This is a genomic window from Fulvivirga lutea (assembly GCF_017068455.1).
Classification (GTDB): Bacteria; Bacteroidota; Bacteroidia; order Cytophagales; family Cyclobacteriaceae; genus Fulvivirga; species Fulvivirga lutea.
In genome coordinates, this window is sequence record NZ_CP070608.1 from 435,133 (window position 1) to 449,198 (window position 14,066).

At 36.6% G+C, this 14,066-nt stretch carries 16 protein-coding genes; 8 read left to right on the top strand and 8 right to left on the bottom strand.

What is annotated here, in order from left to right:
• Window positions 1-2 precede the first annotated feature (2 nt).
• Window positions 3-1,310: a 30S ribosomal protein S12 methylthiotransferase RimO gene (gene rimO / locus JR347_RS02115; RefSeq protein ID WP_205722412.1), complete on the bottom strand. Its 1,308-nt coding sequence runs from the start codon at window positions 1,308-1,310 to the stop codon at window positions 3-5.
• An 84-nt stretch (window positions 1,311-1,394) separates the two neighbouring features.
• Here rimO and JR347_RS02120 point away from each other — a divergent pair, with 84 nt between their 5' ends.
• Together JR347_RS02120 and JR347_RS02125 are read left to right on the top strand one after the other, a co-directional pair.
• Window positions 1,395-1,856, top strand: coding sequence for a DUF6452 family protein (locus JR347_RS02120; RefSeq protein ID WP_205722413.1), 462 nt, complete (start codon window positions 1,395-1,397; stop codon window positions 1,854-1,856).
• Entirely contained in the window at window positions 1,831-2,565 is a 735-nt protein-coding gene (locus tag JR347_RS02125) for a DUF6048 family protein (RefSeq protein ID WP_205722414.1), read from the top strand. Before JR347_RS02120 ends, JR347_RS02125 begins: the two co-directional genes overlap by 26 nt.
• Before the next feature lie 176 nt (window positions 2,566-2,741).
• On the opposite strand, the gene ftsY is transcribed toward JR347_RS02125, so the two are convergent.
• From ftsY to rpmB, 4 genes are all read right to left on the bottom strand, one after another.
• Window positions 2,742-3,698: a signal recognition particle-docking protein FtsY gene (ftsY, locus tag JR347_RS02130; protein ID WP_205722415.1), complete on the bottom strand. Its 957-nt coding sequence runs from the start codon at window positions 3,696-3,698 to the stop codon at window positions 2,742-2,744.
• Window positions 3,699-3,782: 84 nt separating this feature from the next.
• Window positions 3,783-3,938, bottom strand: a complete 156-nt coding sequence (locus JR347_RS02135; protein ID WP_205722416.1) for a DUF4295 domain-containing protein — start codon at window positions 3,936-3,938, stop codon at window positions 3,783-3,785.
• A 2-nt stretch (window positions 3,939-3,940) separates the two neighbouring features.
• Window positions 3,941-4,123, bottom strand: a complete 183-nt coding sequence (rpmG, locus tag JR347_RS02140; protein WP_205722417.1) for a 50S ribosomal protein L33 — start codon at window positions 4,121-4,123, stop codon at window positions 3,941-3,943.
• Between the two features lie 20 nt (window positions 4,124-4,143).
• Window positions 4,144-4,383 (bottom strand): 50S ribosomal protein L28, encoded by a 240-nt coding sequence (gene rpmB, locus JR347_RS02145; RefSeq protein WP_205722418.1) that lies wholly within the window; start codon window positions 4,381-4,383, stop codon window positions 4,144-4,146.
• A gap of 265 nt (window positions 4,384-4,648) precedes the next feature.
• Here rpmB and rocD point away from each other — a divergent pair, with 265 nt between their 5' ends.
• From rocD to JR347_RS02175, 6 genes are all read left to right on the top strand, one after another.
• Window positions 4,649-5,932: an ornithine--oxo-acid transaminase gene (gene rocD / locus JR347_RS02150; RefSeq protein WP_205722419.1), complete on the top strand. Its 1,284-nt coding sequence runs from the start codon at window positions 4,649-4,651 to the stop codon at window positions 5,930-5,932.
• A 3-nt stretch (window positions 5,933-5,935) separates the two neighbouring features.
• The gene (locus tag JR347_RS02155) at window positions 5,936-6,484 is read left to right on the top strand and encodes a hypothetical protein (protein WP_205722420.1); all 549 of its coding nucleotides are present in this window, start codon (window positions 5,936-5,938) and stop codon (window positions 6,482-6,484) included.
• Window positions 6,485-6,486: 2 nt separating this feature from the next.
• Window positions 6,487-7,452 (top strand): porphobilinogen synthase, encoded by a 966-nt coding sequence (gene hemB / locus JR347_RS02160; RefSeq protein ID WP_205722421.1) that lies wholly within the window; start codon window positions 6,487-6,489, stop codon window positions 7,450-7,452.
• A gap of 60 nt (window positions 7,453-7,512) precedes the next feature.
• Window positions 7,513-9,555: a tetratricopeptide repeat-containing sensor histidine kinase gene (locus tag JR347_RS02165; protein ID WP_205722422.1), complete on the top strand. Its 2,043-nt coding sequence runs from the start codon at window positions 7,513-7,515 to the stop codon at window positions 9,553-9,555.
• Window positions 9,556-9,580: 25 nt separating this feature from the next.
• Window positions 9,581-10,246, top strand: coding sequence for a response regulator (locus JR347_RS02170; RefSeq protein WP_205722423.1), 666 nt, complete (start codon window positions 9,581-9,583; stop codon window positions 10,244-10,246).
• Window positions 10,247-10,348: 102 nt separating this feature from the next.
• Window positions 10,349-11,377 carry a hypothetical protein gene (locus JR347_RS02175; RefSeq protein WP_205722424.1) on the top strand — a complete coding sequence of 343 codons (1,029 nt, stop codon included), beginning with the start codon at window positions 10,349-10,351 and terminating at the stop codon, window positions 11,375-11,377.
• A gap of 30 nt (window positions 11,378-11,407) precedes the next feature.
• Here JR347_RS02175 and JR347_RS02180 read toward each other — a convergent pair whose 3' ends face one another.
• The 3 genes from JR347_RS02180 to JR347_RS02190 form a co-directional block, all read right to left on the bottom strand.
• The gene (locus tag JR347_RS02180; protein ID WP_205722425.1) at window positions 11,408-11,611 is read right to left on the bottom strand and encodes a hypothetical protein; all 204 of its coding nucleotides are present in this window, start codon (window positions 11,609-11,611) and stop codon (window positions 11,408-11,410) included.
• Between the two features lie 48 nt (window positions 11,612-11,659).
• A complete protein-coding gene (locus tag JR347_RS02185; RefSeq protein ID WP_205722426.1) occupies window positions 11,660-12,424 on the bottom strand; it encodes a hypothetical protein in 765 nt (254 codons plus the stop codon).
• A 256-nt stretch (window positions 12,425-12,680) separates the two neighbouring features.
• The gene (locus JR347_RS02190; RefSeq protein ID WP_394369450.1) at window positions 12,681-13,931 is read right to left on the bottom strand and encodes a cystathionine gamma-synthase family protein; all 1,251 of its coding nucleotides are present in this window, start codon (window positions 13,929-13,931) and stop codon (window positions 12,681-12,683) included.
• Between the last annotated feature and the right edge of the window lie 135 nt (window positions 13,932-14,066).

Below are 14,066 nucleotides of genomic sequence, written 5' to 3' on the forward strand. Positions count from 1 at the left end.
CTCTACACCACTTCACCATATAAATCAAACTCAGTGGCATCATTAATTTTTACATTACAGAAATCCCCTAATCTCGCATGACTTGCTCCATCAATAATTACTTCATTATCAACTTCAGGAGAATCAAATTCAGTTCTGCCAATAAAACTTCCTCCTTCTGCTCTATCTATCAGCACCTTAAAAGTCTTATCAATTTTCTCCTGATTGATTTCATAAGAGATTTTTTCCTGTAACTCCATTACGGCATTAGCACGCTCTTGTTTCACTTTATCAGGAACATCATCCTTAAAATTATATGCGTGGGTATTTTCTTCGTGTGAATAAGTAAATATTCCTAATCGTTCAAATCTGGATCGCTCAACAAAATCATACATTTCTTGAAAGTCTTTGTCCGTTTCACCAGGATAACCAGCAATTAAGGTAGTTCGTAACGCAACTCCTGGCACCTTTTCCCTAATAGTGGCAATTAACTCTTCTTGTTTTTCGCGTGTTGTGCCACGCCTCATCGCTTTCAATATGTTGGTTGAGCCATGTTGAAGGGGCATATCTAAATAATTGCAGATGTTAGGGTGTTGGGCCATTACTTCTAAAATATCGAGCGGAAAACCAGTAGGAAAAGCATAATGCAACCTTACCCAGTCAATACCATCAACATCAGCTAAATTTTGTAGTAGCTCTGCTAAATTTCTCTTTTTATAAATATCTAACCCATAGTAAGTGGAATCCTGAGCAATTAACAGCAACTCTTTAGTGCCATTTTTAGCTAAATTCTTAGCCTCTAGTACCAGTTCTTCAATTGGTTTAGATATATGCTTGCCTCGCATTAATGGTATAGCACAAAAAGAACAAGGCCTGTCGCAACCCTCAGCAATTTTCAAATAGGCGTAATGTCCGGCTGAAGTTAATACTCTCTCCCCTACTAATTCCTTTTTGTAGTCTGCCTTAAACCTCTTTAATAGTAATGGTAGGTCGCGCGTACCAAAAAAAGCATCTACCTGAGGTATTTCCTTTTCAAGATCATCTTTATAGCGCTGAGAAAGGCATCCTGTAACATATAATTTTTCTACCAGACCTTCACTTTTAGCATCAGCATATCTTAAAATGGTATCGATAGATTCTTGCTTAGCATTATCAATAAATCCGCACGTGTTTACTATCACGATATTGGCATCATCATTTTCAGCCTCATGCGTTGTGTCAATTTTATTGCCCCGCAGCTGAGTAAGCATTACTTCAGAGTCAACTAAATTTTTTGAGCAACCTAGCGTTACAATATTAACCTTATCCCTACGTCTCGTTTTTGTTTTCAAATCCTTGGTTTTTAGAGTGCAAAATTAAGAAAATTTAAATTGCTTCTTGATTGAATAGGGTTCGGTTATATTTGCAGCCTGATAATGAAAAAGACATCCCTTTTTATATTACTGTTGATCTCTACCTTGTTTAGTTGCGATGAACCTGATTGCATATTACAAGGGGGCTCAAAAATGAAGATTGGCTTTTATAGTGTTATTGATGGAACAGCACAACCTTTAAGAATAAATCTTCTTGAGGTTGAGGGTATAGATGGATCAATTCTAGAAAATTCTAATGATACAAGTGATGTTGTTTTACCTATAAATCCTGCAGATTCTGAAATTCGATTATATTTTGATACTGAATTTGGATTAGATACACTTATCGTTGGATATAAAAAAACAGCCAGGCTTATTTCAGAAGATTGTGGCACTGAGGTTGTTTATAATGGTATTGAAGTTATTAGAAGTGATTTTGATTCAGTAAGAGTATTTAATGCAAGTATGGAAACTAATTTCCTACAACCAGAACTAGTCAATGAGAATATTAGAGTATACAATTAGCCTTATATTAATTGTGTACTCGCTGAATGCAAGTGCACAGGTAGATTCAATAGCCACCGATTCAAGCAGGGTTAACAAATTTAAACCAACTGGGGTAAGGGTTGGGTTAGATTTAGTGAGCCTAGGACAAGGTGTGGTAGATAAAGGTTTAAGTGCTATTACCCAGGCAGATGTAAGACAATGGAAGATTTCTGCTGATATTGATTTCTACCGCTACTTTTTAAATATTGAATATGGGATTTTTGAAAGGCAGTGGAATGGACCCAACGATGCTTCTATTTACCAAAATGAAGGCAACTTCTTCAAAATAGGTCCTGATATAAACTTCTTGCACCGAGATCCTGATCAGAGTGCATTATTTTTCGGTATCAGATATGCACAGGCTAATTATGAAGATCGACTTGTCTACGATTACACCAGTGACTTTTGGGGTAACGGTACAGAAAGTTTAGAAAACTCGACATTAACAAGCCGATGGTATGAACTCACCACCGGGTTGAAAGTAAAGCTATATAAGTTTATATGGTCGGGCTATACAGCTAGATTCAAATTTAGTGTGAATGATAATTACTCAAATAACGAGCTAGCACCACTCTGGATTCCTGGGTTTGGAAGAGCAACAGAAGAGTCTCGCTGGGGGTTTGAATATTGGATCATATTTAAAATACCATTTAGGGAGTATACACCTGCCCCAAAAAGAAAAGACTAACCAACTTTTTGGCTAGTCTTTCCACCTACATAAAACCTAAACCTTCAATTTTGTACATGCTTGTTCATGAGCATTTTCAAAATGAAATTTCCTACGTTTTAACCTAGAACGAAATTCTTAAAGTTTCTAGTGAAAGTAAATACCTAAAACTGGGTATTTATTGAGTAGATATAAATTTATTTGTTGAACAGCGAGTCAACAAACTCGGCTTTGTTAAACACCTGTAGGTCATCTACTTTTTCACCTACACCAATGTATTTAACCGGTATTTTAAATTCTTCCGAAATGCCAATTACCACACCACCTTTAGCAGTGCCATCTAATTTTGTAATTGCCATGGATGTTACTTCCGTTGCTTTGGTAAACTCCCTCGCTTGAATCATTGCATTCTGGCCGGTGCTGCCATCTAGCACAAGCATCACATCATGAGGTGCTTCTGGTACAAATTTTTGCATTACACGCTTAATCTTGGTTAACTCGTTCATTAAATTAACCTTGTTATGCAGCCTGCCAGCAGTATCAATGATTACTACATCTGCGTTGTTCTTTACGCCATACTCCACCGCTTCGAATGCTACAGCTGAAGGGTCTGTATTCATGCCTTTTGCAATTACAGGCACACCAACGCGCTCACCCCAGAGTTTAATTTGATCTACTGCAGCCGCTCTGAATGTATCCGCAGCACCAAGTACAACATTGTAACCTGCATTCTTATATTGTGCAGATAGTTTTCCAATAGTGGTTGTTTTGCCTACACCATTTACACCCACCACCATTATCACATAAGGCTTTTTTACATCGGGCAAGGTAAAGTCCTTTAAATCCTGAACATTATTCTCAGATAAAAGGCCTGCAATTTCTTCTTTTAATATCTTATCCAGTTCTTCAACACCCAAATACTTGTCTCTGGCTACTCTTTCTTCGATACGTTGAATAATTTTAATGGTAGTATCAACGCCTACATCGGATGTAATGAGCACTTCCTCCAGTTCATCTAATACATCATCATCAACTTTAGATTTACCGGCAACTGCCTTACCTAATTTTGTGAAAAAGCTTTCTTTCGTTTTCTCAAGCCCTTTGTCTAAAGATTCCTTCTTTTCTTTTGAAAACAGACCCCCGAATAGTGCCATGTGCTTTATATTAAAATATGAACTATAAATAAAGCAAAAAAGTCCCAATTGGGACTTTCTTACCATTCGATATTTCTCAATACCTTAGTTTTTTTTCAATGTATCTTGAACTTGATCAAGAGTTACAATCTCTTCTCTAAAAGTGTAAGCATCAGTCTTCTCAGACCTAACTGCTCTGATCACTTTTGCGAAATTCTTTCCTTCCTTTTTTTGGAGTGATGCTACTACTTTCTTAGCCATGATTATTTAATTTCTTTGTGAACAGTCATTTTCTTTAAGATTGGGTTGAACTTCTTAAGCTCCAATCTGTCAGTGGTGTTCTTTCTGTTTTTGGTAGTAATATATCTTGAAGTACCGTGCATACCACTATTTTTATGCTCTGTGCACTCTAATATTACCTGAACTCTATTACCTTTCTTTGCCATAATACTATATTTTTAATCGGTTATACTAGTGTATTACCGTTAGCTCTAGCTTTTTTTAACACAGCAGTGATGCCATTTTTGTTAATTGTTCTTATCGCAGAAGTAGAAACTTTCAACGTAACCCAAGCATCTTCTTCAGGGATATAAAATCTCTTTTTTTGAAGATTAGGGTAGAATTTTCTCTTCGTTTTATTGTTTGCGTGAGAAACGTTATTACCTACCTGAGGTCTTTTCCCTGTTATCTGACAAACTCGTGACATCTTTATCTAAATTTAATAACTAAATCCTCTAATTATTTTTGGGTCTGCAAATATCGAAAAAACAATTTTAATTACCAAAAGGGACTTATAAATAAAATTACGAATATTCATTTTCAATAACATCCTTAATTTTCATTCATTGATTTATTTCTATTTCGTTAGATTTGAAGTGTAGGATGATTTCTCTCCAAATTCGATAAATGAGGAAAGGATGGCTGCTCTCCGCGATGATGTAGTAATGTATAATTATTAATCCTTTACAAGTATGGAAGCTATCATAAATGAAAAACTATCGTCTCAAGATTTAATTAACCTGGAAGATAAGCATGGTGCACACAACTATCATCCGCTGCCAGTTGTCCTGGCAAAAGGTGAAGGTGTTTATGTTTGGGATGTGGAGGGTAAGAAATACTACGACTTTTTATCATCTTATAGTGCTGTAAATCAAGGTCATTGTCACCCTAAAATTGTTGGGGCACTAAAAGAGCAGGCCGAAACACTCACTCTAACTTCAAGGGCCTTTTATAATAATGTACTTGGCCCCTACGAAAAATACTTAACGGAATATTTCGGTTTCGACAAGGTACTACCCATGAATACGGGTGCCGAAGCAGTAGAAACTGCCCTAAAAATTTGTAGAAAATGGGCATATGAGAAACAGGGGATTCCAGAAAATGAGGCTAAAATCATTGTGTGTGATGGAAACTTCCATGGAAGAACAACTACTATAATCTCATTCTCTAATGACGAAGGAGCAAGAAAAAATTTCGGCCCGTATACACCCGGGTTTATTAAAATACCTTATAACGACCTGGGTGCACTAAAAAAAGCAGTCGCAGAAGAAAATGTTGCAGGCTTTTTAGTAGAGCCAATTCAAGGTGAAGCTGGAGTATTTGTTCCGGATGACAATTTCGTTGCGGAGGCTGCCAAAATTTGTAAGGATGCTGGTGTTCTGTTCATAGCTGATGAAATTCAGACAGGTATTGCCCGTACTGGTGGCCTACTTAGAGTTTGTGGAGATTGCTCTTGTGAAAATAAATGTGAGCAACAATCTACTTACACAAAGCCGGATATGCTTGTTTTAGGCAAAGCCATTTCTGGTGGTGTGTTCCCTGTATCGGCTGTATTGGCAGATAATCACATCATGGAAGTAATTAAACCCGGGCAGCACGGAAGTACCTTCGGTGGAAATCCACTAGGATCGAAAGTGGCAGTCGCGGCATTGGAAGTAATATATGATGAAAAATTAATTCAAAATGCGCGTAAACTTGGTAATATTTTCCGTGAGCGAATGGAGAAGTTCATTCAGACAAACGACTTAATTAAGTTGGTTAGAGGAAAAGGATTACTTAATGCGATTGTCATTAACGACTCACCCGAAAGCTCAACAGCTTGGGATATTTGTGTTGCACTAAAAGATAATGGCTTACTTGCTAAACCAACTCATGGGAACATCATTAGATTTGCACCACCTTTGGTTATGACAGAGGAGCAGCTCCATGAGTGCTGTGATATCATAGAAAAAACGATAAAGAATTTTTCAAAGTAATATATGGAATACACCTTTAAGAATAGTCCTGAGGATTACCTGAGGACTATTGTTTTAAAAGAGAAAAGTTTGACATTAAATTTTGAAGGGAGTACGTATGAATACCCGTACAATAAAATAACTAAAGTTTGGCTAAATAATCCTGGGGGTTTCTGCAGTCCGGGAGAATTTTCTTGCACCCTTAATATAATAGACAAGAAGCCGGTTTACATTTCAAGTAAAAACTATAATGATAAAAACGAGGAAATAGAGCAGTCTAATTTTTATAACTCTTTTGTTCGTGTATTACATATGCATTTGGGCGTGAACACAACTGCATCCTTCAAGTTTGGAACTCAGCCTACTGCGTACATAGCAAGGGTAGCTATTATATTAGCTATTTTAACCGGATGCGTTGCTAGTATATTGCTCACTAACGTTAATCCTTTCATTCTTATATTACCTTCTGCTTTAGGAATATTTGTATCGGTCTGCGGGTTAAAATTCTGCATCACTCGATTTCCTAAAGGTTACAACCCAAACAACATACCCTTGAACCTATTGCCAAGTTAACAATGAATATCAGGCCAAGAAGAAATAGAAAGTCAGAAACTATCAGATCTATGATCCGAGAAACGCAAGTTTCAAATTCGGATTTAATATATCCTTTGTTTCTTCTTGAATCGCCTCAAGCTTCCATTGAGGTGGCATCAATGCCGGGCATCTATCGCTTAGGGCTTAACAAAATGCTTTTAGAGATTGAGCAATGTTTGAAGCTTGGCATTATGTCTTTTGACATTTTTCCTGTAGTAGAAGAAAAGCATAAGGATAAAACAGCCACTAAAAGCTACGACCCAAAGTTTTTCTATCTACAGGCTCTAAAAAAAATAAAGAAAGAATTTCCTGAAGCCTGCATCATAACAGACGTTGCCATGGATCCATACAGCTCTGACGGACATGATGGGTTAGTAGATGAGAATGGCAACATTTTAAATGACGAAACACTAGACATTTTAGCTAAAATGGCATTAGCTCAAGCGGAAACCGGGATTGACATTATTGGTCCGAGTGATATGATGGATGGCCGGGTAGGCTACTTAAGAGAAGAATTGGATATTCATGACTTCTCTGATGTATCTATCATGTCATACACTGCTAAGTATGCCAGTGCCTTTTATGGTCCTTTTAGAGATGCCTTGGATTCTGCACCAAAAAGTGGTGATAAAAAAACTTATCAAATGGATCCTGCCAATAAGAGAGAAGCATTGATTGAAGCTGATTTGGACGTTGAAGAAGGTGCCGATTTCTTAATGGTAAAGCCGGCATTGGCATATCTAGATGTAATTCAACTTCTTAAGGAAAATTACGATCTGCCAATTGCAGCATATAATGTTAGTGGAGAATATGCAATGGTGTGTGCGGCAGCTGAAAAAGGCTGGTTAGATAAAGATGCCATTATGAACGAAATTCTCCTGTCTATCAAAAGAGCTGGTGCCGATGTAATTCTCACTTATTACGCTAAGGATTTCGCGAGACGGTAGCTAAGTTCATCATTCAACATTTTTTAATAAATGACTATATTTCGGTTTATATACCGAAATATGCTCAGTCTATTACTTTTAATATTATTTAATACCAACCCTGCTCCCTCTGACAATTACGCCAGTGCCGAAGTGTATCATGAAAAAGGAGCTTACGATTCTGCAATTCTTAAGTATAAACTGGCCATCGCAGGTTACATTCAAATTGACAGTACCGACAAGATAGGTGAGGCTTATTATAATATGGCAAAAGCCTACTACTCTAGTTATCAGGATTCAAATGCAATAACAGCATTAGATACCGCTTCTATGTACTTTAAAAGGGCAGGAAATAAACTACGCCTGGCTGTTTCAATTAATTTAAAGGGCAATTACCTGTCCGATTTTGGCCTCAATGAAGAGGCCATTGATCATTACAAAAAGTCAATACAAATAGCTGAAGAAATTGGAGATAAAAGGGTGGAGAGCTTCGCCCTTAATAATTTAGGCCTGGTTTATACAGACCTCGGAGATTATGAAAATGCACTTGCTGCACTTATCAAATCTTACAATATCAAATTAAATCGTAATGCTCCACCAAAAGAATTAGCAGCCAGCAAATTAAATATTGGCTCTGTACTCGATTTACTTGGTAAACCTGACGAAGCACTGCAAGCTTACTATGAGGGAATACTTCTTAAAAGAAAAGCTGGAGATAGTTTGGGGGTTGCAAAAATTCTTGGAAACATGGCCGTTATTGAAAAAAATAGAAATAACGATGTCAAAGCAATATCATTAATTCAACAAAGCAATGACATCCTTAATACCACCCCGGATGACGAACTTAAATATGTTAATCTAACGAATCTTGGAGGCCTGTCGAAGAAAAGAAATGCCTTTGAAGACGCTCGTAATTATTATTTGCAGGCCCTTGATATAGCCATCAAGTACGATGGCAAAAATGAAATGAGTGATTTATATTATAATTTAGGAGAGTTAGATTTTGTTCAAGGCAATTACTTATCAGCCATTGAACATCTCAAAAAATCTTTATCCATCACCCAGACTACTCAGTCACAGATTCAGAAAAAAGACATCTACAGTAAATTGGCACAATGTTATTCTCAGATTAATGAATATGACCAAGCCTTTGAGTACCTCGTACTGTCTAATGAACTTAGAGATAGCATCTATCAATTTGAGCGCATACAAACTTTGGAGGAGCTTCAGGCAAAGTACGATACTGAAAATAAACAACGGGAAATCGAAAATCAGCAATTACAACTTGAAGCGCAACAAGCTTCTCTTCGTGAGAATAGAATCATTATCACTGCCTTAGCAATAGGTTTAATACTAGTTTTCGTAATTGTTTATCTCATACTTAATAGAACGCGTAAAAAGCATGAATTAGCATTGCAAGAAAAAGAATTGGAGTATCGTAAAAGTCAGATTTCGGCCATCATAGATTCTCAGGAAAAAGAGCGAAAACGATTTGCACAAGACATACATGATGGCTTCGGCCAGATGATCTCTATTTTGAATATGAATATCGCTTCGCTTCAAGAAAAAGAGACGCCTGAAGAAAAAGCCACACTATTTGATCAGTCTGTAACTATTCTGGATGGAATGTATGAAGAGTTAAGAACCATCTGTTTCGATCTAATGCCTCAAACTCTGGTAAAGCAAGGGTTAAAAGAAGCTATTCGCGAATTTGCCGCCAGAATAAACATTGCAGGCAAATTAAAAATAGAAACCCAGATGCATGCAGCTGACACGCGATTTGACGATTTAATCGAAGTATCCATTTTCAGGATTACTCAAGAATGGATAAACAACATTATTAAGCATAGCAATGCTGATAAAGTAAGTATACAGTTAACAAGTGACGAACATGAACTAACGTTAATCATAGAAGATAATGGAGGGGGTTTTGACAAAAACCTTATGTTCAACAGTATGGGTAATGGATGGAAAAACATTTCTTCCCGAGCTAATCTTATGATGGCTGAGATTAATTTGGATACCTCCCCCCAGGCAAATCAAACTACGTTTATTGTTAACGTTCCTTTATCTGGTACAACTATATACCATGATGAGGGTATTGAGAATGAAATCAAAAAATAGATAATTCGAGAATTAAACTTGAATTATGCGTTTTTTAAAGTATTTTCCTTCAGTAAACAGGAGTCTTGCCATCATGTATAATCTTTTGCTTGTTGACGATCACACTTTGGTATTGGACGGACTAGAAAGTCTAATTTCTAAAAATGAGGATATGCAAGTGATTGCCAAGGTAAATACAATCGCTGAGTGTCTCAATCAATTAAAGAAAAATGAAATTCATCTGATTATTACTGATTACTCATTAGAAGAAGAAGACGGTTTAACCTTAGTGAGAAAAGTTAAACTGTTAGATAAGGAAGTAAAGATAATTGTGCTCAGCATGCATGATGAAGCTCATTTGGTAAAGGAGATTCTAAAAGAAGGTATAAATGGTTATGTTCTAAAAAAGAACAGCCATAAAGAATTGTTAAATGCTATAACCGCAGTAAGAAATGATCAAATCTATTTAAGCAATGAAATCAACCAGTTGCTAATAAATAATCTACATTCGGATGAGAACAAACTACTAACCCCCAGAGAACGTGAAATAGTAGTCCTGATCTCCAAAGAATATACAAATCGGCAAATAGCCGAGGAACTCTTTATCAGTGAAAGAACAGTAGAAACCCATAGAAAAAACATTTTCAGAAAAACAGACACTAACAATCTGGTAGGCCTCTTGAAATACGCCTATGCCAATAATTTGATTTAATATCCGTGCTGGAGGGTATAAGGATTTACCACCATTATGGGATGGACTCGACTACACGTGAGAAGTAATTTTGAATATATTTCAAACTAAAATTACAAATCAATGAGACCTATACCTTACATAATCGTACTGTTATTTTTAAGTAGCCTAATGCAGGCTCAGAATATCGAGCTAAAAGATGTTTCCGGTTACGCCCAAAAGAAGTTTAAGAAAGCTCCAAAAAAAGTATATATCGCTCAATTCAGAGTTATATATCAACTATTGTACAGCCAGGTTGAAGTAGCACAAGGGGGTAGTGAAATTGGTGGTGGATACAGAGGAGATGCTGTAGCCGGACTTAATATGGCCATTAAAGGCCTTTCTGAAGAAGATATTAAAGCAACAACCAATGAAATATATGCTAACTATTTAAAAGAGCTAAAGAATTCCGGCTATGAAATTATTAGTGGCGAGGCAGCAGCAAGTACAAAGGAGTTTGAAGGGTATCATTTAAAAGAAGGAGGTACCTTGAGTGAAGAGCAATTCAGAGGTCTACTCACCTCTATACCTGATGGATTTAAGTACTATGTGAAAGAAACATCAGATGATGGAAAAAAGAATAAGAATAAATTTAATGGTTATAGGCTTAGTGCCGATCTTGATGGAGCAATAGTAAATACTGTTACAGTTGTAGTCCCATTCGTTTCTGACGCAGAATCTGGTGCAAGCAAGGGACTCTCGAAAGCAGTAGGTGGCGTAGCAAAAATTGTGGTTAAGTCAGACCTAAGATTGGAAAATGAGGCCATGGGAGCAACGGGATCATTTAATACGGATGTAGCTAAAACATACTCCAGTTACTACTTTGCTGAAAAAAGAGTAAAACCAGAAGCATTTACTAATCTGCAATTAAAGAAGCCTGTAAAGATTGAAGGTGTAATGGAAGAGAAGAAATATAAAGCTGCAGAATCAGCAGATCAGGATTTATGGGGCAGCAGCTATGGAGCTTTAACCAAGTACAATGTGAGCGATAAATATTTGAGTAAAACACATGCGGTTGAAGTAGATCCAAAAGTTTACAAAGAGAAAGTGAGTGCCGCTGGATCAGCCTACTTAAAAGAAGCACTGAATACCCTAAATGGATTTACAAACTAATAAAAAAGGCGCCCTTGAGGCGCTTTCTTTTTATATCTCTACAATCTCAAAGTCTTTTCCCTTGCCGAATTCTACAAGGTCTTTATACTCATAGATTTCCAGCGTTGACAAATCCTTGAATTTGAAGTTTTCTCCCTGAAGAAATTGTATTACTTCAAATTCATACACATCGCCAAAGTTTTGGAGGCGGTATTTTTTACCTAATCGAATGACATCTGTAGAAATTCCTTTCATAAAAAAACCCTGACGATGCCGCCAGGGTTTAAACTTAATGATAAGTGATTAATTGTCATCTTCACCAGCCATTTTATCAATCTTCTTGGCCATTTTAGCTAGTTTCTTTGGCATGTTTTTCTTCATTTCTGCGAAAAGCTGTTCTGCTGCATCAAAAACCATTGGTGTTAACTTACGCGGGTCAAGTACAAAGCCGCCAAGTGCAGTAACTCCTTTTTTGGAAGACTCTCTCTCCTTTAGTTTAAAGATCCTTTTTGCCTCGCTGTTGAAAACTTTAATATTAGCATAAGCATACACTTTCTTACTTGTAATACCACCAATACCAACATTATCATATAAGTTAAAATCAACATAAGCGATCAGAACTGCATCTATATCAGGGAAAATTTCAAACGCCTTTTTAATGGCTCTCTTGTCCGTAACAATACCTAATGCGGCAATATTAATATAACCATCGGCAGGAATTAATGGATTAGCCCAATCCCATGAAGATTCTTCCCAAATATGAGTTTTGTAAGTAACAATAGAATCTAATGCCTTATAATCTTCACTATTGATCACTTCCGCTTTGTCTTTAAAAGCAAATGGAAACTGTGGTACGAACTCATTCATTATGAGTGCTTCAAATTCGTTAACTGTTCCTGCAATATTGAACGAAGAGTCCTTTAGCACTTTTTCGTACAACTTTGTATCTAACGGATCATCAGACAAATTTCTGTTACCAAAAACCGAAATTACGGCACACTTTTTAATCTGTGAATATCCTTGCACGGTAACAACTGCAAGAAATAAAATGAGTAAGAATTTTTTCATGATTTCAGGGTTTATAGTTTAACGAGCATACAAGCTAAATAGAATTTAACCAATATAAAAGTAAAAAAATAAAAGTTAGATCAACTGCAGTGCTCATCGAAGCTAAGTGCATAGGAGTCTACTTTTATTTTTAGACCTATATTTTTCGTGAAAATAAGCGGTCGCTGAATTACAGATATCGCTAAACTCAAATGATAATTGGTGCTAAGTCTCACAAGAAAAAACTTAGAATATGAGCATTAGTACCAAAAACGGTTTACTCGATATGCTCCAGTGCCTGTTCAATGTCCCAAACAAGATCAGCAGGGTTCTCCACTCCCACTGAAAGTCTTACGAGACTATCTTTGATACCAAACTTGATCTTTTCGTCATGATCAACTCCAGCGTGTGTCATGGAAGCAGGATGCTGAGCCAATGATTCCGTACTACCTAAACTCACAGCCAATTTGATCAGCTTCAAGCTATTCAGAAATTTGAAAGCTTCCTTTTCACCACCTTTCAATATGATTGAAAGCATTGCTCCAGCTGAAGTATATTGCTTTTTGAATATTTCGTATTGAGGCGTACCTTCTTTTATAGCTCCCAAATAACCGATTCGCTCTACCTTAGGATGATCCTTAATTACATTAAATACATAAGCCGCATTTTCTGCTTGCTTTTCCATCCTTATTTTAAGGGTTTCTAAACTTCGCAATAAAAGCCAACCTGTCCACGGCCCTGCCATATTGCCTAGAAACGTACGCATCTCTTTAATTTTTGCAATGTGTTCTTTAGACCCTAAGCAAGCTCCGGCAATTACATCACTGTGTCCACCTATGTATTTCGTTGCGGAATAAATGACCAAGTCAGCACCAAATTTTAGAGGATGCTGCCATATAGGCCCCATATACGTATTATCTACCACTACCAATGCCTTTTCTTCTTTAGAAAAATAATCTGCCACTCTTCTGCACAATTCCAAATCAATTAAGTGGTTGGTAGGATTCGCTGGCGTTTCAACATAAACCATCTTTAAACGATCTGCACAGCCACTGGCCTCTATTTTTTGAATAATATCCTCCTCAGACTCTAATGGATCAAAACCAATTACATTGATTTGAAATCTGGGAAGTACATGTTTTATAAAATGATCTGTTCCTCCATAAATAGGATTACTGTGTAGAATCAAATCTCCAGGTGATAAGAATTGTAACAATGCAGTTGTAATTGCACTCATTCCACTTTCAAATACCGCAGCATCCTCTGCCTCATCCCAAAGTGTTAATCTATTTTCAAGTATTTCTAAATCTGGATTATTCAATCGGCTATATATAAGGCCTAGTTCTTCACCTTCATTCTTCTCCCTGAGGCCATAAGCCACCTCAAAAAAGGCTTTCCCTGCCTCCGCACTTTCAAATGCGAATGTAGATGTTTGAAATATTGGTGATTTGATTGCTCCCTCTGATAACGATGGTTTATATCCATACGACATCATTAAACTTTCCGGACTCATTTTCTTACTCATAATGCTTGTGTTTAAGTAAGCAATAAGAAAAATATTTATATAAAATGCTATATGATAAGATAATTCAACTAATATTTGAATAAATAACAGTATATATAAACTGTATAGATGATTTATAACCGATAAAACAGAAAATTT